This window comes from Microbacterium proteolyticum, from assembly GCF_030818075.1.
In the GTDB taxonomy this organism is placed as follows: Bacteria; Actinomycetota; Actinomycetes; order Actinomycetales; family Microbacteriaceae; genus Microbacterium; species Microbacterium proteolyticum_A.
On the sequence record NZ_JAUSZZ010000001.1, the window covers coordinates 1,648,598 to 1,670,793 of the forward strand.

At 71.1% G+C, this 22,196-nt stretch carries 19 protein-coding genes, 2 tRNA genes and 1 pseudogene; 11 read left to right on the forward strand and 11 right to left on the reverse strand.

Going from position 1 to position 22,196, the window contains the following annotated elements; genetic code table 11:
• The first annotated feature begins 90 nt into the window (after positions 1-90).
• Positions 91-3,555 (forward strand): bifunctional proline dehydrogenase/L-glutamate gamma-semialdehyde dehydrogenase, encoded by a 3,465-nt coding sequence (locus QE392_RS07615; protein WP_307450287.1) that lies wholly within the window; start codon positions 91-93, stop codon positions 3,553-3,555.
• Between the two features lie 247 nt (positions 3,556-3,802).
• Here QE392_RS07615 and QE392_RS07620 read toward each other — a convergent pair whose 3' ends face one another.
• The gene (locus QE392_RS07620; RefSeq protein WP_307450289.1) at positions 3,803-4,522 is read right to left on the reverse strand and encodes a pyridoxamine 5'-phosphate oxidase family protein; all 720 of its coding nucleotides are present in this window, start codon (positions 4,520-4,522) and stop codon (positions 3,803-3,805) included.
• 82 nt (positions 4,523-4,604) lie between these two features.
• Here QE392_RS07620 and pdxR point away from each other — a divergent pair, with 82 nt between their 5' ends.
• Together pdxR and QE392_RS07630 are read left to right on the forward strand one after the other, a co-directional pair.
• The gene (gene pdxR, locus QE392_RS07625; RefSeq protein WP_307450291.1) at positions 4,605-6,044 is read left to right on the forward strand and encodes a MocR-like pyridoxine biosynthesis transcription factor PdxR; all 1,440 of its coding nucleotides are present in this window, start codon (positions 4,605-4,607) and stop codon (positions 6,042-6,044) included.
• Between the two features lie 33 nt (positions 6,045-6,077).
• The gene (locus QE392_RS07630) at positions 6,078-6,881 is read left to right on the forward strand and encodes a MerR family transcriptional regulator (protein ID WP_307450294.1); all 804 of its coding nucleotides are present in this window, start codon (positions 6,078-6,080) and stop codon (positions 6,879-6,881) included.
• 32 nt (positions 6,882-6,913) lie between these two features.
• Here the strand turns inward: QE392_RS07630 and QE392_RS07635 are convergent, their stop codons facing one another.
• The 3 genes from QE392_RS07635 to QE392_RS07645 form a co-directional block, all read right to left on the reverse strand.
• The gene (locus QE392_RS07635; RefSeq protein ID WP_307450296.1) at positions 6,914-7,456 is read right to left on the reverse strand and encodes an AAA family ATPase; all 543 of its coding nucleotides are present in this window, start codon (positions 7,454-7,456) and stop codon (positions 6,914-6,916) included.
• Positions 7,457-7,517: 61 nt separating this feature from the next.
• On the reverse strand, positions 7,518-9,047 hold the full coding sequence (locus tag QE392_RS07640) for an HNH endonuclease (RefSeq protein WP_307450298.1): 1,530 nt from the start codon (positions 9,045-9,047) through the stop codon (positions 7,518-7,520).
• Between the two features lie 213 nt (positions 9,048-9,260).
• Positions 9,261-10,844 (reverse strand): phytoene desaturase family protein, encoded by a 1,584-nt coding sequence (locus QE392_RS07645; protein ID WP_307450301.1) that lies wholly within the window; start codon positions 10,842-10,844, stop codon positions 9,261-9,263.
• A gap of 61 nt (positions 10,845-10,905) precedes the next feature.
• On the opposite strand from QE392_RS07645, the gene QE392_RS07650 reads away from it, so the two are divergent.
• The 4 genes from QE392_RS07650 to QE392_RS07665 all read left to right on the forward strand — a co-directional run bounded on the left by QE392_RS07650 (position 10,906) and on the right by QE392_RS07665 (position 13,815).
• The gene (locus QE392_RS07650) at positions 10,906-11,703 is read left to right on the forward strand and encodes an inositol monophosphatase family protein (RefSeq protein WP_307450302.1); all 798 of its coding nucleotides are present in this window, start codon (positions 10,906-10,908) and stop codon (positions 11,701-11,703) included.
• Between the two features lie 146 nt (positions 11,704-11,849).
• Complete coding sequence (locus QE392_RS07655) at positions 11,850-13,568, forward strand: M23 family metallopeptidase (RefSeq protein ID WP_307450304.1); 1,719 nt, start codon at positions 11,850-11,852, stop codon at positions 13,566-13,568.
• Positions 13,569-13,633: 65 nt separating this feature from the next.
• Positions 13,634-13,705, forward strand: a tRNA-Thr gene (locus tag QE392_RS07660).
• 36 nt (positions 13,706-13,741) lie between these two features.
• Positions 13,742-13,815, forward strand: a tRNA-Met gene (locus QE392_RS07665).
• Positions 13,816-13,888: 73 nt separating this feature from the next.
• Here the strand turns inward: QE392_RS07665 and QE392_RS07670 are convergent.
• The 7 genes from QE392_RS07670 to QE392_RS07700 form a co-directional block, all read right to left on the reverse strand.
• Complete coding sequence (locus tag QE392_RS07670) at positions 13,889-14,080, reverse strand: TFIIB-type zinc ribbon-containing protein (protein ID WP_307450305.1); 192 nt, start codon at positions 14,078-14,080, stop codon at positions 13,889-13,891.
• A gap of 483 nt (positions 14,081-14,563) precedes the next feature.
• Positions 14,564-14,947, reverse strand: coding sequence for a hypothetical protein (locus QE392_RS07675; protein WP_307450307.1), 384 nt, complete (start codon positions 14,945-14,947; stop codon positions 14,564-14,566).
• Positions 14,944-15,936 (reverse strand): hypothetical protein, encoded by a 993-nt coding sequence (locus tag QE392_RS07680; RefSeq protein WP_307450309.1) that lies wholly within the window; start codon positions 15,934-15,936, stop codon positions 14,944-14,946. The genes QE392_RS07675 and QE392_RS07680 overlap by 4 nt, the downstream gene beginning before the upstream one ends.
• Complete coding sequence (locus QE392_RS07685) at positions 15,923-16,438, reverse strand: RNA polymerase sigma factor (RefSeq protein ID WP_307450311.1); 516 nt, start codon at positions 16,436-16,438, stop codon at positions 15,923-15,925. Before QE392_RS07685 ends, QE392_RS07680 begins: the two co-directional genes overlap by 14 nt.
• 340 nt (positions 16,439-16,778) lie before the next feature.
• Positions 16,779-18,182, reverse strand: coding sequence for a dihydrolipoyl dehydrogenase family protein (locus QE392_RS07690; RefSeq protein ID WP_307450313.1), 1,404 nt, complete (start codon positions 18,180-18,182; stop codon positions 16,779-16,781).
• Between the two features lie 76 nt (positions 18,183-18,258).
• On the reverse strand, positions 18,259-18,525 hold the full coding sequence (locus QE392_RS07695; RefSeq protein WP_307450316.1) for a hypothetical protein: 267 nt from the start codon (positions 18,523-18,525) through the stop codon (positions 18,259-18,261).
• Between the two features lie 79 nt (positions 18,526-18,604).
• Complete coding sequence (locus QE392_RS07700) at positions 18,605-19,447, reverse strand: NAD-dependent epimerase/dehydratase family protein (RefSeq protein WP_307450318.1); 843 nt, start codon at positions 19,445-19,447, stop codon at positions 18,605-18,607.
• A 337-nt stretch (positions 19,448-19,784) separates the two neighbouring features.
• Between QE392_RS07700 and QE392_RS07710 the strand changes: the two genes are divergently transcribed.
• The 4 genes and pseudogenes from QE392_RS07710 (at position 19,785) to QE392_RS07725 (ending at position 22,142) form a co-directional block, all read left to right on the forward strand.
• Entirely contained in the window at positions 19,785-20,327 is a 543-nt protein-coding gene (locus QE392_RS07710) for an RNA polymerase sigma factor (RefSeq protein ID WP_307450320.1), read from the forward strand.
• A gap of 5 nt (positions 20,328-20,332) precedes the next feature.
• Complete coding sequence (locus QE392_RS07715) at positions 20,333-20,905, forward strand: Asp23/Gls24 family envelope stress response protein (protein WP_307450322.1); 573 nt, start codon at positions 20,333-20,335, stop codon at positions 20,903-20,905.
• On the forward strand, positions 20,902-21,222 hold the full coding sequence (locus QE392_RS07720) for a hypothetical protein (RefSeq protein ID WP_307450325.1): 321 nt from the start codon (positions 20,902-20,904) through the stop codon (positions 21,220-21,222). The genes QE392_RS07715 and QE392_RS07720 overlap by 4 nt, the downstream gene beginning before the upstream one ends.
• A 70-nt stretch (positions 21,223-21,292) precedes the next feature.
• Positions 21,293-22,142, forward strand: a pseudogene (locus tag QE392_RS07725) (SDR family oxidoreductase).
• Positions 22,143-22,196: the final 54 nt, after the last annotated feature.

The window sequence follows — 22,196 nt, forward strand, 5'->3', positions numbered from 1 at the left end:
TCGGGTATTCCGAACATTATCCGTCGGTAATCATCGCTTTTCTCGATGAGATCGGAGCTTCACACTGATCTCAATCGAGGAAGGACCGCTATGTCGCTCACGGAACAGAACATCGCCGACACGCTCGTCTCGCCGCACGACCTCGCCGATGAGGCGATCGCCCTCGTCCAGCGGTGGCTCGTCGAGAGCCGCGACGAGCCGGTCGATGTCTCGGCGCAGCGCCTCGCGGGCGTCTTGCGCGATCCGCACGGTCTCGACTTCACGGTCGGCTTCGTCGACGGCGTCGTGCGTCCCGAGGATCTCCGCGTGGCCGCCCGCAATCTCGCCGCGCTCACCCCGCTCATCCCGGGGTTCCTTCCCCTGCACCTCAAGGCGGCGATCCGCCTGGGCGCCTTCGCCGCGCCGATCCTGCCGCAGGTCGTGGTCCCCGCCGCCCGCATGGCGCTGCGTTCCATGGTGCGCCACCTCATCGTCGACGCCACCGACCGCAAACTCGGCGACGCGATCTCGTCGATCCGCGGCCGGGGCGACGGCATCCGACTCAACGTGAACCTGCTCGGTGAGGCGATCCTCGGGAAGAAGGAGGCCGCGCGACGGCTCGAGGGCACGCGCAAGCTCCTCGCCCGCGACGATGTCGACTACGTGTCGATCAAGGTGTCGTCGACCGTCGCGCCGCACACGCCGTGGGCGTTCGACGCCGCCGTCGCCGACGCCGTGTCGGCCCTGCGCCCGCTGTACCGCGTTGCGAAGGAGACCGGCACGTTCCTCAACCTCGACATGGAGGAGTTCAAGGACCTCGACCTCACCCTCGCGGTGTTCGAGACACTGCTGGGCGAGCCCGAGTTTCACGGCGTCGAGGCCGGCATCGTGCTGCAGGCCTACCTGCCCGATGCGCTCGCCGCGATGATCCGCCTGCAGGAATGGACGGCCGCGCGGGTGGCATCCGGGGGCGCGCCCATCAAGGTGCGTGTCGTCAAGGGCGCGAACCTGCCGATGGAGCGCGTGGATGCCGACGTGCACGACTGGCCGCTCGCCACCTGGCCGTCGAAGCAGGCGACGGACGCCTCGTACAAGGCGGTGCTCGACTACGCCCTGCGCCCCGAGCACACCGTGAACGTGCGGATCGGCGTGGCCGGACACAACCTCTTCGACATCGCCCTGGCGTGGCTGCTGGCCGAGCGGCGGGGTGTGACCGCCGCCGGGCCCTCGGGGCAGGCCGGCATCGAGGTCGAGATGCTGCTGGGCATGGCGACCGCGCAGCAGACCGTGGTCCGCCGCACCGTCGGCTCGATCCTGCTGTACACCCCCGTCGTGCACCCGCAGGAGTTCGACGTCGCGATCGCGTACCTCATCCGCCGTCTCGAAGAGGGGGCGTCGAGCGAGAATTTCATGTCGGCGGTGTTCGACCTCGACACCCACGCGGCGCTCTTCGCCCGTGAGCGCGACCGCTTCCTGGCATCCCTCGCCGACATGCCCGAGGGAGTGCCCGCGTCGAACCGCGTGCAGGATCGCACGGCCCCTGCCGCTTCCGCGCCGACGCGCGGCTTCCGCAACACCCCCGACTCCGACCCCGCAATCGAGGCGAACCGGGGCTGGGCCGCGGGGATCGTCGCGCGCATGCAGGGCTCCGAGCTCGGGCGTCGGACCATCGCGGACCACACCCTCACCGACGAAGCCGCTCTGAACGAGCTCATCCAGGATGCCGCCGACGCCGCCGCAGCGTGGCGCGCGCTCGGGGCCGCGGGCCGCGCCGAGATCCTGCACCGCGCCGGCGACGTGCTCGAGGCGCGCCGGGCGGACCTGCTCGAGGTCATGGGCGCCGAGTGCGGCAAGGTCATCGAGCAGAGCGACCCCGAGGTGTCGGAGGCGATCGATTTCGCGCACTACTACGCCGAGCAGGCGCTGGCCCTCGAAGCTGTCGACGGCGCGACGTTCACCCCAGTCGGTGTCACGGTCGTCGCCCCGCCGTGGAACTTCCCGGTCGCCATCCCCGCCGGCTCGACGCTCGCCGCGCTCGCCGCCGGTTCCGCCGTGGTCATCAAGCCCGCGGGTCTCGCCGAGCGCTGCGGCGCCGTGATGGTCGAGGCGCTCTGGGAGGCCGGGGTTCCCCGCGAGGTGCTCAAGCTCGTGCAGGTGTCCGAGAACGACCTCGGCCGGCAGCTGCTGACCCACCCCGCCGTCGAGCGGGTCGTGCTGACCGGCGCGTACGAGACGGCCGAGCTGTTCCGCTCCTTCCGCCCCGACCTGCCGCTGCTGGCCGAGACGAGCGGCAAGAACGCCGTCATCGTCACCCCCAGCGCCGACCTCGACCTCGCTGCGAAGGACGTCGCGATGTCGGCCTTCGGGCACGCGGGCCAGAAGTGCTCCGCGGCATCCCTCGTCGTGCTCGTCGGCTCCGTCGCCCGCTCGCGCCGGTTCCGCGACCAGCTCGTCGACGCCGTCACCTCGCTGGAGGTCGGGATGCCGTGGGACGAGGCCTCGCGCGTCGGCCCGCTCATCGAGCCCGCACAGGGCAAGCTCCTGCGGGCACTGACCTCGCTCGAGCCGGGTCAGCGGTGGGTGGTCGAGCCGCAGCGCCTCGACGCGGACGGGATGCTGTGGCGCCCCGGCATCCGGGAGGGCGTACAGCCGGGGAGTGAATTCCACCGCACCGAGTACTTCGGACCGGTGCTCGGCATCATGACGGCGGAGACTCTCGATGAGGCGATCGACATCGTCAACGCGATCGAGTACGGCTTGACCTCCGGACTGCACGCCCTCGATTCCTCGGAGATCGACACGTGGCTCGCGCGCATCGAGGCCGGCAACGTCTACGTCAACCGCGGCACCACCGGTGCCATCGTGCAGCGCCAGCCCTTCGGCGGGTGGAAGAAGTCCGCCGTCGGCGCCGGAACCAAGGCGGGCGGCCCGCACTACCTCTTCGGGTTCGGGTCGTGGACGGATGCCGACGCCTCGGCGCCCCGCACGCCCGACGCCCTCGCCGCCCCGGCGCTGGTGGCCGTGCCCGCCGCCGACCGCGACTGGCTGGCATCCGCCCTCGCGAGCGATGCCGCGGCCTGGGCATCGGAGTTCTCGCTGGCTCGCGATGTGACCGGCCTGGAGTCGGAGCAGAACGTGCTGCGCTACGCGAGCGTGCCGGTCACGGTGCGCCTCGAAGACGCCTCTTCGTCCGCTCTCGTGCGCGTCGTCGCTGCGGGGGTGCGGGCCGGCTCCGCGGTCACCGTGAGCTCCGCGGCCGAGCTCCCGCCCGCCGTTCGCGCGTGGCTGGAGGGCGTCGGTGTGCGCTCTCACGTCGAGGACGCGGCCGAGTGGGGCCGTCGTGCCGCACGCCTGGCTCGCACGGGAGGGCGCGTCCGTCTGCTCGGCGGCTCCGCGCGCGTCGTGGCCGAGGCGACGGGCGGCTCTCCCTCGGTCGCGGTCTACGCCGGGGAGGTCACCCGAGCCGGACACGTCGAGCTCCTGCCGTTCCTCCGTGAGCAGGCGGTGTCGATCACGGCCCACCGCTTCGGGACGCCGCGGCGGTACGAGGTCCCGCCGCTGGTCGCCGCGCGCTGAGGCTGCAGACGGGCGGGGTCGTTCTCGGACGGCCCCGCCCGTCGACGTTCGTTCGGTTCGCGGACGTGAGGGTCTGGGGCGCAATATCTGTGGGCGCGCACACCTCCGGCAGGAACGTCTGGGCGGACGCGTCGCGGGACACCGAGGGCGGTTGCGTCGGAGTGTGTGGCAGCTCGAGAGGGCGGCTCGGGTGTTCGTGCAGGACGTGTGCCGTCACGGGCCGGGGCCCCGGTCGTGCCGGGCCGGGTCAGATCGCGCCCGTCGCCGCGAGCCGTTCGGCCGCGAGTCGCACCGAAGCCGGAACTGGCGTCCCGGCCGCCGTCTGGGGCGAGGTGACGGGCTCGCCGACCTTCGTGCGCAGCGGCAGCATCCCGGCCCACACCGACCGGTCCTCTCCGTCGTCGTCGACCTCGACGAGGGATCCCGCGTTGTCCTTGACGCTCGCCTCGGCGAGCGGGATACGCAGCACCATGGTCGCCGCGATCTCTTTCACGGTCATCGGGCGTACGTCGGCGCTCCGCCCCGGCATGAGGTGCTCCGACAGAGTGAGCAACGCGGCCTCCTTCTCGGCGGGCGGGACGACGGATGCCACGGCGTGCACGACCGCGCACCGGTACCGCATCGAGCTGTCGAACAGCGAACGGGCGTACTTCAGACCCATCAGGTGGGTGATCGTGAGGCTCACGGGCGCGCCCGCCGCGATACGGCGGAAGAAGTCGCTGCCCGTCGAGCCGTGGACGAGCAGATCGTCGCCGTCGCGACCGATGCCCACCGGCAGGGCGACCGGGCGACCGTTGCGGACGATCGCGAGGGTCGCGTACAGGGCGCTGTCGATGACGTCGTAGAGGGCGGCGCGATCGGTGCGCTGATGGTGGGCACCGCGGCGGACGCGGGTGAGGTCGGTGAGGGGCAGGTCAGCGGGAGGCGGCGTGGTCGGAGCCAGTTGAGTGCGTGGCAGATCGGTCATGAAGCCATTCCAGGACGTCGAGTGGTCCATCGCCTAGACCGATTCTGTGCATTCGCGGTGGACCAGTGACAGGATCGTTCCCGTGATCGACGTCGGCATCCTGGATCGCGGCGCGGCCGCACCGCTGCACGAGCAGCTCGCGCACGGCATCCGCGCGGCCGTGCTCGCGGGTCGCGTGCGCAGTGGCGACATCGTCCCGTCGACGCGCGCCCTGGCCGCCGACCTCGGGCTCGCGCGGGGCACCGTGGTCACCGCCTACGACATCCTGATCGGGGAGGGCTACCTCGTCGCCCGGTCGGGCGGAGGCACGATTGTCGCCGAGATGGCACGCCCGGCGGCGGCGGCACCGGCTGCCGCGCCCTCGTCGCAGCTCGGCTCCGGCGCGCCGGTCGTCGACCTGCGCCCGGGGCGCCCCGGCACGGCGGGCATGGTCGATGCCGCGTGGAAATCGGCCTGGCGTCGCGCGAGCGCGCTCGATATCGCGGCGGATACGAGCAGCGTCACGGGCGACCCCTCCCTGAGGGAGGCCATCGCGGCGCACCTCGGGCGCACCCGGGGTCTCGACGTCGCGCCGGACGACGTGATCGTCACCGCGGGTACGAGCGACGCGCTGCTGCTGACGATGCTCGCGCTCACTCCGCGCGGCCCGCGCCTCCGCGTGGGGATCGAGAACCCCGGATACCCGCGCGTGCGCCGCCTGCTCGCGCGCCTCGGCGCGGAGGGCGTGCCGATCCCCGTGCGGCTCGGCTCGGGCTTCGATCTCGACGCTGTCGAGGCGCACGACGATCTCGACGCCCTGATCGTGACCCCGCAGCACCACTACCCGCTCGGCAGTCGGTGGGATGCCGCGACCCGCTCGCGTCTGCTCGACTGGGCCGCACGCAGCCAGACGGTCGTCGTCGAAGACGACTACGACAGCGAATTCCCGCACGGGCGGGTTCCCCTGCCTCCGCTGCATCTGCTCGACCCGGTGAACGTGGTGTCCATCGGCACCCTGTCGAAGGTGCTCAGTCCCTCGTTGCGGTGCGGATGGATCGTGGCGACCGGCGCTCTGCGCGCGCGGATCGTCGACGCCCGCACGGATCTGGATCCACCCGTCTCGCAGGTACAGCAGCAGGCGCTCGCCCTCTATCTCGCCGAGGGCGCTCTGGCCCGCCACACCGCGCGGCGCAGACGCGACTATCGCCACCGGCGTCGCCTGCTGCTCGAGGCCTTCGCCGAGGTCGACGGCGTGACGCTGACCGGCACCGACGGGGGACTCCATGCGGTGATGCTGCTCGCACACGCCTCACCGGAGGACGAGGCTGCGGTGGTCGACGCGCTCGCCGACCGCGGCATCATGGTGTCGCCGCTCTCGGGGTACGCGGTTCCGGGTACCGCCGTCGATCTGCCCGCCGGGATCGTGCTCGGTTACGCCGAGCCGTCGACTCCGATGTTGATGGATGCCGTCGCCCAGATCATCGGCGTCGTGCGAGCCCTCAGCGACTCGGACCCGGCGTCGCGTGCGAGCGCCGCTGCTTGACCCTGACACGGTGTGAGGGAAGAGAAAAGAAGCATGTTGTCCATCGGGGCGTTCGCGCAGATCGGTCAGGTGACCCACCGCATGCTGCGGCACTGGGACACCGCCGGACTGCTCGTTCCCGCCCACGTGGACGAGCGCAGCGGCTACCGCTCGTACGATCCCTCGCAGCTGGCCAGGCTGCATCGGATCGTGGCGCTGCGGCAGCTCGGCTTCGGTCTCGACGATGTCGCGTCGATTCTGGACCAGGGGGTGGATGCCGATCGCATCACCCTTCTGCTCCGCGAGCGTCGCATCGAGGTCGAGCGCGAGCACCGGATCGCGGCCGCGCGGCTCGTCGATGTGGAGCGACGTCTTCACCTCATCGAGAGAGAGCAGCACATGCGAGAGATCGAGATCGTCCAGAAATCGCTGCCCGCGGTTCGCCTTGCGGCCCGGCGTCGACTGGCTGCGGACGGTGCCGAGATGGCGGATGTCGTCGGACCGACCTTCGACGCCGTCGCCGCCGTCATCGGTGCGCAGACGGGCGCTCTCGACACGCCCATCGCGCAGTACGCCGCTCGCGAGGACGGGACGGAGGTGCTCGCGGGATACCTGTACTCCGGTGGGGCACAGGACGGGATCGAGATCGTCGAGCTCCCCGCCGTCGAGGTGGCGATATGCGGCATCCATCTGGGGTCGATGGAGCGGATCGGCGAGAGCTGGCAGTCCGTCCACGCGCAGATCCTCGACCGCGGGCTCGTGCCGTCCGGCCCGTGCCGAGAGCTGTACGTGCGGGCCGTCTCCGACGATCAGGCTGACTGGGTCACTGAACTGCAGCAGCCGGTCGCCGCTGTGTGACACGGCGCGGTTCGCGCGGTGCTTTCGCGTGATCAGCCGTCGAGCCATTCCGCTGCGGCGAGGAGCTGGCGCGCGATGTCGGTCGGTGTGCGGCCGTCGGTGGCGATGCGGATGGCGATGTCGAGGGCGTCGAGCTCGTCGGCCGCGCGTCGGCTTCGTGAGAGGTGCTCCTCGACCGCAGGTCCGAACTCGCGACGGCGAAGCCGGTCACCCACGGTGGCATCGTCTGCCGTCAGGAGGACTGCTTTCGCCTCGACGTCTCCGCCGAGGGCTCGGCTCAAGCCATCGACTTGCGCCACGCTGACGGTGTTCGTGAAGAGCAGTCGGTCGTAACCTGCGCGACGGTAGTTCCGCCAGATCGCTGCCAGATTCTGCTCCGCCAGGTGGATGCCTGCACGCCATGGTTCAGGGTGGGCATGGTCGAGATTGTCGCCCTCGATAACGGCGTGCCGCACGTTCCGCTCGGCCAACAAGCGCGATGCGACAGCCGCGACGGTCGTCTTGCCGACGCCGGATCGGCCGCCGATGAAAATGACCCGGGTCGAATTCGCCACATCCATTCGGAAATCTCCCATCGCCGAGAGGTTGTCGTACCCGGAATGCTCCCTGACGCGGACGCTCCGGCAGCGTCGCCACTCAGAAGGGCGGAGGATCCGATCTGGCGCTGTGGCCCGCGTCGCCGCCGTCGGGAAGGAACAAGACGCGTGGGGGCGGCGCCTCTTCGATTTTCTGGCCGAGCGGGCTGGTGAACCTGAGGGTGCCGTCGGGTTGCTGCGAGACGGTCCAGGCGGTCTCCGTCTTGAGCGTGTGATGTCGAACGCAGAGGTGAGCAAGGTTCGACAGCGTCGTCGCCCCACCGTCCTGCGCTTCGTGATTGTGATCGATCTGGCATCGCGTCAAGGGTGCACGGCATCCGGGGGCTCGGCAATGCTGGTCGCGCGCGGCGAGGTATCGACGCTGGGCCGCGGTGGGGCTGTAGCGGTCGACCTCGAGCACGGTGCCGGCGACGGGGTCGCACATCACACGATCCCAACCGGGTGCGCGTGCCGCGAGCCACCGGGCGGTGCACGGATCGATGGGGCTGCGTCCCGCGAGCGCCGCTCCCACGTCGGTGCGCCCGAGCAGGGTGAGCACCGGAACGGTGATCTGCACCTGCCCACGGATCGCGCCCAGCCCGCCGGGGCACGTGGCGTCGTCTGTCGGGTCGATCGTCGGCGCGCCGGTGAGAAGAAGATCGGCGCAGAGGTCGGCGCCGATCTGAGCCAGAGTGCGTTCATCGCGCACCGCGCGCGTGTCGGCTGCGCCGCCGGCAGTGTCGCCGGCAGTGTCGCCGGCAGTGCCGTCGAGCGTCGAGGGGGCTGCGACACCCGAAGGCGCATCTGCGTGAGTGGTGCCGCCGGCGGGCGAGACTTCCGCTGTGTCGGCCGGGTCTGCGGCGAGGAGGGGGCCGCCGGACGCGGAGGACGGCTGGGGCGTGTCTGAGACGTCTGTCACCGTGCATGCCGCACGGATCGCCGCGGCCTGACGCCGCAGCCGGTCCCGAATGCCGTACGCGACCGTCGCGGGGAGGATGACGCTCAGCTCGGCCATCCCGTCCGCGAGGTCTCGCACGCTCACCCCGCGTTCTTCGGCGGCTCGCGCATGTCGAGCGGTCATGCCGACCGGCTGCACGCTCTCGGCCAACTCCCGCGCGAACGCCCGCGTGCGGCCGGGGGAGTCGCGTTCGGCGCGCGTCAGGACGACCTGTTCCCACCCCCGCCGGGTGTCGTCGTCGTCGATCACAGCGCCAGTGTCGAGAATCGCCTGCGTGTGCCGCATGCCGATGCGTCCGGACTCGAGGGCGTCGACCGTCGCGGCGAACTTCTCGATGAGCGTGTGCGCTTCGCCCAGTTCTTTCTGCACGGTGAGGTCGTGTGTCTGCGTCGCGGCGGCGATGTCGAGCGCCACCGAACGCACCGGGAGTTCGCGCTCCCGTGCGCTGCGGGATGGACTCCGCGTGACCTGCTCCATCGCGATCTGCATGACCGCCGCCCTGTGGCGAATGAGCCCCGCGTGCACGCGCGCCAGCTCGGTCGTGCCGGCGCGGATCCGCTGGACGAGCTCGCGCAGGCGAGCGGACTCGTCTTCACCGGGGGGCGCGGCATCCGGAGAGCGGAGATCGGTCATGGTTCCAGTTTAGAAACTATGTTCGATTAGCGGGGTTATCTTCACCTCCATCCCGCTCGAATTCACCCGGTGCGCTCTCGCCGGCTTCGTCGCGTCAGCGTCATTGCCGGTGCCCGCCGTGCCGCTGTCGCACCCGCTCCTCACTCCGCCGCCGCGCCGCATCCCGCCGCCACCTCCGCACCCCCGACAGCACCGCCGCCCCCGCGCCGCGCCTCACCCGCCGAGGATCTCCAGCGCCGCCATCGCCGCGTTCTGCCCGCCGATCCCGCTGACGGCCCCGCCGCGCTGCGCGCTCGACCCGCACAGCAGCACCCGCGAGTGCGGGGTCGCGACACCCCACCGCTCGGCGGGGGTCGACGCCGCAGACGACAGCCACGGCCACGACAACGTCCCGTGGAAGATGTCGCCGCCGATCATGTTGAGCGACTTCTCGAGATCGCTCGTCGTGCGCGCCTCGATGCAGAGTCGTCCGTCGGGGGCGCGGTGGATGCAGTCCCGCAGGGGCTCGGCCAGCACGGAATCCAGCGACGCCTGCGCCGCGGCGAGCAGCCGAGCACCCGCGGCGACGGGGTCGGTGTCCTCGATGAGCCGGTGCGGCACCTGCAGTCCGAACATCGTCAGCGTCTGCGCACCCGATGCTCGCAAGTCCTCCCCGAGGATCGATGGATCGGTCAGCGAGTGGCAGTAGATCTCGACGGGGAGCGGCTCGGGGATGAGCCCTCCGGATGCCGCCACGTACGCGGCATCCAATTCGGTCATCGTCTCGTTGACGTGGAAGGTGCCGGAGAAGGCGGCTTCCGGGGTGACCGACGTGTCGCGCAGTCGGGGGAGGCGCGAGAGCAGCATGTTGACCTTGACCTGCGCGCCCTCGGGCTCGGGCCCGCCCGTGGACGTCGAGCCGCCGGCGAGGAGCAATCGGTCGAGCACCGCGCGTCCGACACCGCTGAGGATCAGACCGCCGTGGAACACCTCGGAACGATCGGTCATGGTGTGCACATCGCCGTCGGGAGAGATCGAGATGACCTCCACTCCCGTGACGATGTCTGCGCCGGCCTCGCGCGCGGCTCGCTCGAGTTCCGCGGTCACCGCCCCCATGCCACCGACGGGGACGTCCCAGTGCCCCGTCTCGCCGCCGATGACGTGATAGAGGAAGCACTTGTTCTGCGCGAGAGAAGGGTCGTCCGAGGAGGCGAAGGTGCCGATCAACCCGTCCGTCAAGGCGATGCCGCGCGCGAGGTCGCTCTCGAGCGACGAGCGCAGCAGGTCTCCGAGCGGGCGTTCGGTCAGCGCCGACCACAGCGCGTCATCGCCCACCCGCTCGCGGAGCTCGTCGGCCGTCGGCAGCGGTTCGGTCATTGTGGGGAACACCGCGCGCCCCAGCGGTGCGAGCCGTTCGCCGAACGCGGCGAAGCGGTCCGCCTCGTCGGTGTCGCCGAGCGTGCGGGCGAACGACGCCGCCGTCGCCTCGGCATCCTGGGTGTCGATGAGGATTCCGCGCGACGGGTCGGCGGGGTCGGGCGTGTAGGAGGAGTACCGGCGGCGGCGCAGGTCGATGCGCAGGCCCAGGTCGTCGATGATCTTCTGCGGCAGCAGGCTCACGAGGTAGGAGTAGCGAGACAGGCGCGCGTCGACTCCCGGCCACGGACGTTCCGACACGGCGGCGCCGCCCACGGCATCCGTTCTCTCGATCACCACCACCCGACGCCCCGCGCGGGCGAGGTAGGCCGCGGCGACGAGGGCGTTGTGCCCTCCTCCCACGATGACGACGTCGTACCGGCGAGAATCCGAAGCTGTCATGTTCTCCACGCTAACGACGGCGAGGAATTCTCGGAGGGGGTGGCGCAGTAGCGTGGATGCCATGACCTCTCCCGCCGACCTGCTCGACCTCGCCACGCGCATCGCCCGAGACGCCGGTGAGCTGGCCCACCGTCGCCGTCGCGAGGGGGTGACGGTCGCCGCCACCAAGTCCGCCGCGGCCGACATCGTCACCGCCGCCGACCGCGAGGTCGAGGCCTACATCCGCGCTGAGCTGGTCCGAGAGCGACCGGATGACGGATTCTTCGGCGAGGAGTCCGGCGCCGAGGAGGGCACGAGCGGGATCACGTGGGTCGTCGACCCGATCGACGGCACCGTCAACTACGCGTACGGCATCCCGGCGTGGGCGATCAGTATCGCGGCGGTCGAGGGTACGGCCGAGACGGCGACCTGGACGGCGCTCGCCGGCGTGGTCTTCAACCCCGTGACGGGGGAGCTCTTCCGCGCCGCGCGCGGCGGCGGGGCGTGGTTGGGCGACCAGCAGCTCTCCGTCAGCGAGGTGGGGGATGCGGGTGGACTCGTCGCCACGGGCTTCGGCTACAACCCCGAGACGCACGCCCCCGCGCTTGCGCAGCTGTCGCGCGTCATGCCGATCGCCCGCGACGTGCGGCGCATCGGCGCGGCGTCGCTCGATCTGGCATCCGTCGCCGCCGGACGCGTCGACGCCTATTACGAGCGCGGCACTCACCCCTGGGATCACGCCGCCGGAGCCCTGCTGGTCGAGGAGGCCGGGGGGCGTGTGGGCGGTGCGCCCGGCGGGCGGCCCGGCAACGGCATGGTCATCGCGGCGGGCTCGGAGTTCTTCTCGCGCCTGGAGCCCCTGCTTGATTACGACCGGTGAATCGACCCCGCTCATCGCTTTCTCAGCGGGCGAGGGCTAGGGTGTTTACCAGTTCGTTATCTTCCGTGACCCGAACCTCGGAAGTGGCCAAGCCCTAAAGCCCGAAGCCGTCGCCGCTGTGCGACACGACACGAGAGCCCCGCGCGTTGCCGTCTGACACCCCCACGACTGAGCCCGCCCCGACCCGGCGTTCGCGTCGCCCCCTCGCCGCCCCCGCCCCCGAGCCCGCCGTGCGGCTGACCCGCGCCGAGATGCGCCGCCTGGGCGCGAGCGAGGCGGGGCCTCTGACGGCCCTCGACCCGGCTCCGGTCGACGCCGCGAACGCCGCGCAGCCCGAACTCCTCGAGAGCGTCGCCGCCGCAGTCCTCGAAACGGTCATCGCCGCGACCATCGAACCCACCCTGCCCGAAACGGATGCCGCGCCCTCCGCGGGCGACGCCTCCGACGCTCTCGAGGTCACCGTCGTCGACGAGCGCTCCTCCGACGACGTCTCCGTGATCCTGCAGAGCGCCGACAGCGACGTCGCCACCACGCCCGTCACGCTGCCGACCTCGCCCATCACCCTGCCGGTCTCGTCGCGCCGCTCGCGTCGGCGTCCGCCGCAGTCGGTGATCCTCGACTCTGCCGAGATGCCCGAGGTCCTCGCCCTCGAAGCGTCGGCGCCCGCCGCCGCGCAGCCCGCGGCCGAGGTGGATGCCGCCCCGCAGCCCGCCGCTGAGGTGGATGCCGCCGCCCAGCCCGCCGAGGCGAAGCCCGCCGCTGCGAAGCCCGCCGAGGCGCAGCCCGCCGCCCCGCAGCCCGCCGCGGCGAAGCCCGCCGCCGCGCAGCCCGCCGCCGAGGCGGATGCCGCCGCGCAGCCCGCCGAGGCGAAGCCCGTCGCCCCGCAGCCCGCCGCCGAGGCGGATGCCGCCGCGCAGCCCGCCGCCGAGATGGACCCCGCCGCGCAGCCCGCCGCCGAGACGGACCCCGCCGCGACGGATGCGAACCCCGAGGACGACGAGTTCACCTCCGCCGCACGCCTCTTCGCGTTCACGGGTGAGACCGCCGTCCAGGCGCCCGCCGTCGTCGCCGCCGCCAAGCCCGTCGCCGAGGGTCTTCCGGTCGCGGCGCCGACCGGCTCGCGCCGCAACGCCCGCCGGATCGCGGCGACGTCGTTCTCCGTCGGTGTCATGGGTGTCGTCGGCCTGCTCACGGTGGGCATGACCATGCCCGTCAGCGCGCTCGCATCGGTCAGTGGCACCGACAGCATCACCACCGCCGAGACCGCCACGACCCGCCTGGCCGTCGGGGGCGACGTCGCGGCATCCGAGGGCGCGATCCAGGCCTACGTGGCCCCCGCCGCCGCGCAGTCGGCGGTTGTCGACCGTTCCGACGGCTACAGCGCCACCACCTACGCGAAGATGGCCGCGGACTCCGGTATCTCCAACCCCTCGAACTTCTTCGTCAACGACCCGACGGCGCCCATCCAGTGGCCCTTCGCGGTCGGCGTCCCGATCACGTACGGCTTCGGTATGCGCGACGGCGGCATGCACGAGGGCGCAGACTTCGTGCCCGGTGAGGGTGCGCCCGTGCAGGCGATCGCCGACGGCACCGTGCGCATCGCCACCGAGCAGGGCGGCGCCTTCGGCGTCACCGTGCTCATCGACCACCAGATCGACGGCCAGCTCGTCTCGAGCCGCTACGGGCACATGCAGTACGGCTCGCTGCAGGTGCAGCAGGGTCAGCACGTGAAGGTCGGTCAGTTCCTGGGTCGCACCGGCAACACCGGTCGCTCCTTCGGTGCTCACACGCACGTCGAGATCCTGCAGAACGGCACGACGCCGATCGACCCGATCGCCTGGCTGCGCCAGCACGCCGGAGGCTGACTCGATTGGTGAGAGGGTGTCGTGGTCTGATATCCTCTTCAAGTTGCCCGGAGCGATCCGGGTACGCCCCGATAGCTCAGTGGCAGAGCACTTCCATGGTAAGGAAGGGGTCGTCAGTTCAATCCTGACTCGGGGCTCAAGGCATCCAGATCCTGGTTTCAGGATGCCGTCGCGGCGGGGTAGCTCAGTTGGTGAGAGCGCACGACTCATAATCGTGAGGTCGCGGGTTCAAGCCCCGCTCCCGCTACAGATTGCCCCGATCGGCCCCGGTTCTCGCCGGGGCCTTTTCGTTGCCCACGGCTCAGGCGGACGGAGCGCCCTCAGTCCCAGCGCGTGTCCCGTTCGTCGTCGTCCCCGACGCGCGCGGCATCCGCTTCCGGCCACTCGAGCTGGAAACCGCACTCGCGGCACTCGTCGGCCGGAACACCCTCATCGAACAGCGGGTGCATGGTGATGCCGCAGGCCGGACAGATCGGTTGCGCCTCGTCGGCGAAGGGGGTGGCGTAGCTCATAAGCCCTCCGTTCGAGCACTACACCTCGATTGTGCCGCTTCCCGGAGGACGCCGGGCGGTGCGAGCATCGGTCGCAGCCCAGGGCATGCGCCATGCTCTCGCTCAACGGGGGTGGGCCGCAGGCCGCAGCCCGAGGCATTCGCCACGCTCTCGCCGAACGGGGTGGGCCGCCAGGCCGCAGCCCGGGCCTGCGCCACGCGCTCGCTGGGCGGTGCGGGCCCCCAGGCCGCAGCCCGGGCCTGTGCCACGCGGTCGCTGGGCGGTGCGGGCCCCCAGGCCGCAGCCCGGGCCTGTGCCACGCTCTCGCTGAACGGGTGCGGGCCCCCAGGCCGCAGCCCGGGCCTGCGCCACGCGCTCGCCGGGCGGTGCGAGCCCCAGGCCGCAGCCCGAGGCATTCGCCACGCTCTCGCCGAACGGGGGCGGGCCCCCGGGCCAAAGCCCGGGGGCCCGCGCCGCCCGCGAAACGCCGATGGGCGCGGTCGATCAGGGCACGCAGCGCACGTCCGACACGGTGCCCGACACGTTGGCCCACGACCCCGCGATCGCGGTGGCCAGTACCGATCCCGACGACGACCGTGCCTGCGCGTAGCCGGCGGAGCGGGCATTGGCGATGGAGCGCACCGTCATGCCCGGGGCATACGTGCCGCACGTGGACCACGACACGCGGGCGCCCGACAGTCCGGTCCCATTGAACGCGCACACGTTGCCGGTGGCGCAGCTCCCGACGGCGCGCTCTTCCTCGGTGGGGATGTCCATGGTCATGCCGAGCTCGGGCCAGTGGGCGTGGGTGGCGTCGATGACGACGCCGCCGGGGACCTCCTCAAGGGCCGCGGCGATGTCGGGGTGAAGGTCTTCGGGAACGGTCATTGCGGTGCGTCCTTCCTGTCGCGCACATCCCACAGGATGTAGTCGGTGATGGATCCGGCGGGGAGCTTGAGGTTGGGGTTGTCTTCCGTCAGGGCCGACTCGTACCCCACGATGCGGCCGGTCTCGGTGGAGATCAGCAACGACACGTCCGCGTTGGCGGGCCCCGACGCGATGCCGCCCAGCCCCACGACCGGGCGACCGAGGCGGTCTTCCGTCGTACCGAGCACGCGCAGTCCCGGGGCGGCGGCGACGACGTCGAGCAGCGCCGCTTGCTGCGTCCCGGTGAGCGTCCATTCACTCTGCAGCGACCGCACCCCCAGCATCACGTCACCCGCCGCGAGCGGTTCGGGCGCCCCCGTCGAGGCGAGGATGATCGCGCGCATCGCTTCCGCGGTCGGTGCGGGAGGGGTGCGGACGAGGGGCGAGAACTGGTTCTGCACGAACTGCAGATCGCCCACGACGGTGCCCGGAGTCGGGTCGTCCGCGGGGACGGTGTCGCCGTCGGCATCGGTCGCTTCCGCCGCTGTCGTGATGATCGAGCCCGACAGGTTCTCGTTCCACCGCAGATCCACCCACTCGCGGCGGAAGACCGTGGCTTCCGCGTCATCGGGTGAACCGCTGAAGTACCACCCCAGCGAGAGCGAGCGGCGTTCCGGTGACAACGGGCTCGTCGACCGGGCCAGTCGTTCCTGCGCGTCGGCGATCACCCGGGAGGCGTCGTCGGCGACGGCCGTGTAGACGAGGGGCTTCGGTGTCAGGGCGGATGCCGAGGGTGCCGGCATCCAGATGACTCCGGTGACGATCGTGAGCACCAGCACGACCGCAGCGGCCGCCGAGCCCCAGGTGACGGTGCGCCGACGCGTGCGATCCCGGGGGTGGCCCACGATCTCGCGCAGGCGCCGTTCGGCATCCAGTGGAAGGGGAGCGTCGAGCGGCGTGGTCGCGGTGTCGAGGCGTCGCATCGCGCGACGGAGGTCATCGTCGGTCATCGCGCACCTCCTCCGCGGCGGACTCCGTGCGCTGCAGCAGGGGGCGCAGTCGGGCGCGCAGGCGGTTCAACCTCGTCCACACCGCGCCCTCGCTCATTCCCAGCACCACGGAGACGTCGGCGGCGGACAGGTCCTCCCAATAGGTGAGCCAGAGAACTTCGCGATCGCGCTCGGGCAGCGCGCGGACCATCTCCAGCAGGCGTTCGGCCATCTCCGGTTCCGCTTCGTGCGACAGGGCGCGCACGTGGTCCTCGATGTGCGTCCACAGGGCCCCCTCCCGTTCACGTCGTCGGTACTCGTTGCCGATCAGATTCCGCGCTGTGCGGTAGAGCCAGGGCAGTCCGAACGGATCCCGCGGATCCCGCTTGCGCCAGGCGATTTCGAAGCAGTCCATCGCGAGGTCCGCGGCCACCTCGCGATCGGAGACGCGCCGTTCGATGAACCGGAGAACGGCGTTGTAGTGCAGGCGGAAGAGCGCCACGAATTCCGATTCGTCGCTCACCGGCGTGCGTCTCCGTACCTGCACACGGGCTGTGTCGGAACGGGGGCGATCCTTACACGCGGCCGTGAGAAAAACAGTCTTGGACCGCGTGTAAGGAACGCAGTCCGGTGGACACAGCACTGGTGGGGGTGGGTGTCCTCTCCGGCTTCGAGACGACACCCGCATGCCCGTCGACAGATGTTCGGGACTGACCGCGACGGGCGAGGGGTTGCACTGCGTGGGGGCAGTGCGACCCCTCGAATCCTCGACACGGGTCCAGGATGCCAGAGACCCGCGGCCGCGCCGGAGCCGTCGGTGTCGTGCACCTGGCCGTGCCGGAGGCGATCAGGACGTCAGCGCGTCACTCCAGCAGGGCGGGGGCATCCGCGTGCAGCAATGCTCGCGCGGCATTACCGATGACGGCGCTGTAGGTGGGGTACGCGAAGCGCACTCCGGCGAGAGTGGCGACATCGATCCCCGCCGCCATCGCCGTCGTGACCGATTGGATCACCTCCACGGCGTTCTCGCCCACCGCGTGTGCTCCGAGGACGAGCTCGCGACGACGGTCGGCGATGAGCATGAGGAACCCGCTCTCGCGGTCGTCGATCACCGCGCGGTCGAGGTCGGCGAACTGAACGGTGGCGACGACGCAGGACGGGTCGCGGTCGCGGGCCTGCTCCTCGGTGAGTCCGACACCGGCGTAATCGGGGTCGGTGAACCCGCCGGCGGGCAGGAGGTGATGGGGGGTGCGGCGATTCGCGCCGAGCACGGCGTTCTCCGCCGCCGCCTCGCCCTCGAACTGCGCGGCCTGCACGAGCATGTCGCGGCCGTTCGCATCTCCGACGGCGAGGATGTGCGGCACGATCGTGCGGAAGTACCGGTCGACGGGGATCGCGGATCGTTCCACCTCGACGCCGGCGCGCTCGAGCCCGAGGTCGTCGACATCGGCGGGCCAGCCGGTGGCCATGATGACCACGTCGACGTCGACGATGCGCGCGTCGCCGCCCTCCCGCCAGGTCAGGCGGATCGCGCCGTCGTGTTCGTCGAGGCGCTCGACCGTCTCGATTCCCGTGTGAACGTCGATGCCATGGTGGACGAACGACTCGGCGATCACGGTCGAGATGCGGGCATCGGATGCCATCAGCACGCGCGGCGCCACGTCGAGCAGCGTGACCTCCGACCCGAAGGAGCGGAAAACGGTGACGAGCTGCGCGCCGGTGTTGCCGGCGCCGATCACCGCCACTCGGCGGGGGAGGTCGGTCAGCGAGAGGACGTCCTCGGGGACGGTGGCGAGCTCGGCGCCCGGGATCGGGAGGCGCCGGGAGTGCCCGCCCACGCACACCAGGATGGATTCCGCGCGCACGCGTCGGCCGCTGTCGAGAACGAGCGTGTGGTCGTCGGCGAACCGCGCGCGCCCCTCGTGGATCAGGTCGATCCCCGCGGCGGCGAAACGCTCCGCTTCCCGCTTGATCGACCGCACGGCATCCACCCGCTCGTGGACGCGTGAGACCACCGCCGACCAGTCGACCCGCGGCTCATCGACGACGATCCCGTAGTCATCGGCCGAGCGCGTCTCGCGCATGAGCCGCGCGGCCTTGGCCAGCACCCGCGTGGGCACGCACCCCGTGTTCACGCACGTGCCGCCCACCCGGCCCGCTTCGAGCACGACGACTGAGGCGCCCAGCTCGGCCGCCCGGAGGGCTGCGGCCGTGCCGGCCGGTCCGGCGCCGATCACGGCGATGTCGTAGCTGTCCGCGTCGCTCACGGTGTTCCTCCCGGGGGGTCGATGGACCCAGTCAAAACCCTCGCCACGGCTCGACCCACGGGGCTTGCGCCGTCGGTCAGAACCCCTCGTAGATGTCCGTCGCCGACAGGCCGGTGCCGCCGAGGGCGTGGACCCCCGGCGCCGGGTGCACCGTGAACGTCTCGCCGTCGAACAGCAGCTCGGCCGTGTAGTCGCCCCGGGTGTCGAGCTTGAGTTCGTACCGGCCGGTGTCGATGAGGCGCAAGGTGACGACGGCCCCGCTGCGCGCGAGGAAGCTGACTTCCTTCTCTCTCGCCGTGGGCAACGGAATGACCGGTTGGTCGTTCGCGGGGGAGTCCGGCATCCTGTGCTCCTTCTCGATCACCGACGTGCCCTGGGGCTCGGTCGGACGGCGTGCGCCGGGGTCTGGTGGGCCGTCGCGGTCAGCGCTCGTCGCGCCACGAGTGCTGCGGGTCGAAACCGAGCACGCGCCGCGCCTTGTCGATCGACAGCAGCGTCGTGTTCTCGCCCAGCTCGCCGCGGGTCTCGACGCCGGGGAAGACCTCGGCGACGAGGTCGGCATTCGAGCGGGTCATGACGGTGTCGGCGGCGGCGATGATGAACGTGTCGAAGCCCGCCGGTGCGGTGTCGAGGGCACGCTCGACCGCCTGGGCGCCGTCGCGGGCGTCGATGTAGCCCCACAGGTTCCACTTGCGCGTGCGCGCATCGGCGTCGAACGGGAACTCCGCGTAGTCGTCGGGCACCATGACGTTTGAGAAGCGCAGGGCCGTGATCGACAGATCGGGATGCCACCGCACGAGTTCGGTCGCGAGGTTCTCCTCGAGCGTCTTCACCAGGGAATAGACGGACTCGGGTCGGGGAGCGTACTCCTCGTCGACGGGGATGTACGGCGGCGGAACGTCGAAGGGGAGTCCGAGGACCGTCTCGCTGGAGGCGTAGACGATCCGGCGGATGCCGAGGCGGACGGCCGCCCAGAACACGTTGAACGTGCTCGTCATGTTGTTGTGGAACGTCGCGATGTCGGAGCGGATGCCCGGGGCGGGGATCGCGCCCAGGTGCACGACGGCGTCGAAGCCCGTGTGCTGGTCGTTCACACCCGCGAGGGCGTCGATCACCTGTCCGTAGTCGGTGAGATCGACCTGGACGAATCCCGGCCCGCGCTCGCCGTGGATGTCGAGTCCGATGACGTCGTGTCCGGCGGCGCGCAGTTCGCGGGCGACGACGGTGCCGAGTTTGCCGGACGAGCCGGTGAGGGCGATGCGCATGGGGGATCCTTCTGTTCAGGGTCGAGGTCGAAGATAGCGCTCACCTCCGACACCGTCCGGCGGGTTGACGGCGGAGAGCGAGCGGGGTCGCCGCCGAGCGCGCGGACGCCGGAGACCTCGGTCGCGGCGAGGCCGGCGACCTTCGCCATGACCGGGTCGACGATGACGGTCCGCCGGCGCCGGAGCGGGAGAGGGTGCCATCGTTCCTTGCCATGAGCGGAGTCCTCCCGTCAAGATCCGAGCCCCTGGTCGGTGCGGGGTGTTTCGCTATGAGGACGAGCCGGGTTCGCGAAACGTCACGGACCGACGCCTCGGAACTCGCTGACAGGAACCCGTGATGCCCTCTTTGTCCTCCGCCACCGACGCGTTCCTCGCGTCGCGGGCGGCCGACGGCGATCAGCTGGCCTTCGGGGTGCTCGTGCGCCGACACGCCCCCTTCCTCGTCGCCTTCGCGACGCGGCTCACCGGATCGCGCGCCGACGCCGACGACTGCGTCCAAGAGGCCCTCATCACGGCCTGGCGGCGCCTGCCCGACCTGACCGACCCGGAGAAGGTGCGCAGCTGGCTCACCACGATCGTCTCCCGCAAGGCCACCGATCGGATGCGAGCCCGCAAGATCTCGGAGCAGATCGACGAGCAGATGGTCTCGGCGAAAGACGACCCCGAGCGTTCGGTTGTGGCATCGTCGCAGATGGACGCCCTGAAGAAGGTCCTCGGCGAGCTTCCCGAAGAGCTGCGTGTCGTCTGGGTGCTGCGCGAAGTCGGCGGACACAGCTACGACGAGATCGCCGTCGAGGTCGGGGAGACCGCGGCCACCGTGCGGGGGCGGCTCGCCCGTGCCCGGAAGACCGTGTTGGAACGCATGCAGGAGTGGAGGTGACCGGAATGAGCGCGCACAGCGATGACGTCGGGGGCTCGGGGTACTCCCTCGAGGACCTCTCCGCCTACCTCGACCGCGGGCGGATCCCCCGCGTCCCCGCCATCGAACGCAACGCGGAATGCCAGGCCGTCCTGGCATCCATGGAGCGGATGGGCCGCCTGTCACGCGAGCTCGTCGAGGAGCAGGCAGCAGAGCCCCTCGCCGAGTCCTGGTACGACGGCATCATGCGGCAGGTGATGCGCGAGTTCCGCGCCGGCCGCGACATCCCGCTCGCCCGCACAGACGACGGCACCGAGATCGTCGTCACCGAGGGGGCACTGTACGAGCTCATCCGCACCGTGGGAGACGGCGTCGACGGCTTGCTGGTCGGCCGCGTGCGGTTGAACCAGCCCGAGCCCGACGCACCGCTCGAGGTGCGCGTCACGGTGAGCGTGCGCTTCGGTCGCGCCATGACCGCCGCGGTCGACGAGATGCGTCACGGCATCCGCGCCGCCATCGAGCACCACGGCGACCTCAAGGTGGGGCGCGTCGACGTCACCGTCGGCGATGTGCACATGGACGAGGGAGAGAACGAATGACCGCCATCACCGCCGCAGAACTCGCACCGCGCGTCGATCTCGCCGTGACCGCGGTGGAAGGTGTCCGCGAGGTCTACTCCGCCCGTCCCGTCGTCGCCCGCGCATTCGAGCACGTCACCGAGGTCGAGGGCTCGCTCGCCGCCGTCGACGACGCCGGGGGAGCCCGGACCATCACGGTCTGCGTCGGGGTGTCGCGTCAGGATGACGCCGCCGAGGTCGCGACCGCCGTCGCGGCCGCCGCACGCGGGGCGGGTGGCGACGACACGCCCTCGCACGTCCGCGTCCGGGTGGCACGCCTGGTCGTTCCGGCGACCTGAATCGTTCACAGCCTGACGAGCACGGGGCGGCTTACGCTGGAGACACCGCCAGATCGTCCCCGGAGGCCGTATGCCCACGCCGCCCGTCATCGCCGTCACCGGATCCACCGGAGCCGTCGGGGGTCGCGTCGCCCGCGACCTCGCCGCCCGTGGCATCCCCCAGCGCCTTCTCGTGCGCGACGCGTCGCGCGCGCCACTCCTCGACGGTGCCGACGTGCACGTCGCCCGCTACTCGGACGCGGATGCCGCCCGCGCGGCGTTGCAGGGGGTGGAGACGCTCTTCATGGTCTCGGCCTCCGAGACCGCGGACCGGGTGGAGCACCACCGCACTTTCGTCGAGGCGGCGGCGAGCGCCGGCGTCGGGTCGATCGTCTACACCTCGTTCCTCGCGGCGGCGCCCGACGCCGTGTTCACCCTGGGCCGCGATCACGCCGCGACCGAAGACATCATCCGCGCGTCGGGCATGCGGTGGACATTCCTCCGCGACAACTTCTACATGGACATGATGGAGCTCTTCGCCGGCGACGACGGGGTGATCCGCGGCCCTGCGGGTGAGGGGCGGTGCTCGCTCGTCTCCCGCTCCGACGTCGCCGCCACTGCCGTCTCGGTGCTGCTCGATCCGGGTGCCCACGCCGACATCGCCTACGACCTCACCGGTCCCGAGGCGCTGACGATGACCGAGGTGGCGGCGAAGATCTCCCGCGGTCCGCGGTCACCCGGTGCGCTTCGTCGACGAGAGCGTCGAGGAGGCCTACGCGTCGCGCGCGGCGTTCGGCGCCCCGCGCTGGCAGGTGGATGCGTGGGTCAGCACGTACACCGCCATCGCGAGCGGTGACCTCGCCGTCGTGTCCGATGACGTCGAGCGCGTGACCGGCCGGAAGGCCCAGAGTTTCGAGGAGTTCCTCGGTGCCGTGTCGTGACCCCCGCCGGTGGGGGTATGCTGACCCCGTGCTGACCTGTCGCTGTTGTCGCTG

Excerpts from the sequence above, each read along its gene's own strand:
- QE392_RS07615 (WP_307450287.1), top strand. The coding sequence starts at position 91 with ATGTCGCTCACGGAACAGAACATCGCCGACACGCTCGTCTCGCCGCAC.
- QE392_RS07620 (WP_307450289.1), bottom strand. The coding sequence starts at position 4,522 with ATGACCGATCTGCCACGCACTCAACTGGCTCCGACCACGCCGCCTCCC.
- QE392_RS07630 (WP_307450294.1), top strand. The coding sequence starts at position 6,078 with ATGTTGTCCATCGGGGCGTTCGCGCAGATCGGTCAGGTGACCCACCGC.
- QE392_RS07635 (WP_307450296.1), bottom strand. The coding sequence starts at position 7,456 with ATGGGAGATTTCCGAATGGATGTGGCGAATTCGACCCGGGTCATTTTC.
- QE392_RS07640 (WP_307450298.1), bottom strand. The coding sequence starts at position 9,047 with ATGACCGATCTCCGCTCTCCGGATGCCGCGCCCCCCGGTGAAGACGAG.
- QE392_RS07645 (WP_307450301.1), bottom strand. The coding sequence starts at position 10,844 with ATGACAGCTTCGGATTCTCGCCGGTACGACGTCGTCATCGTGGGAGGA.
- QE392_RS07650 (WP_307450302.1), top strand. The coding sequence starts at position 10,906 with ATGACCTCTCCCGCCGACCTGCTCGACCTCGCCACGCGCATCGCCCGA.
- QE392_RS07670 (WP_307450305.1), bottom strand. The coding sequence starts at position 14,080 with ATGAGCTACGCCACCCCCTTCGCCGACGAGGCGCAACCGATCTGTCCG.
- QE392_RS07675 (WP_307450307.1), bottom strand. The coding sequence starts at position 14,947 with ATGACCGTTCCCGAAGACCTTCACCCCGACATCGCCGCGGCCCTTGAG.
- QE392_RS07680 (WP_307450309.1), bottom strand. The coding sequence starts at position 15,936 with ATGACCGACGATGACCTCCGTCGCGCGATGCGACGCCTCGACACCGCG.
- QE392_RS07695 (WP_307450316.1), bottom strand. The coding sequence starts at position 18,525 with ATGCCGGACTCCCCCGCGAACGACCAACCGGTCATTCCGTTGCCCACG.
- QE392_RS07700 (WP_307450318.1), bottom strand. The coding sequence starts at position 19,447 with ATGCGCATCGCCCTCACCGGCTCGTCCGGCAAACTCGGCACCGTCGTC.
- QE392_RS07710 (WP_307450320.1), top strand. The coding sequence starts at position 19,785 with ATGCCCTCTTTGTCCTCCGCCACCGACGCGTTCCTCGCGTCGCGGGCG.
- QE392_RS07715 (WP_307450322.1), top strand. The coding sequence starts at position 20,333 with ATGAGCGCGCACAGCGATGACGTCGGGGGCTCGGGGTACTCCCTCGAG.
- QE392_RS07720 (WP_307450325.1), top strand. The coding sequence starts at position 20,902 with ATGACCGCCATCACCGCCGCAGAACTCGCACCGCGCGTCGATCTCGCC.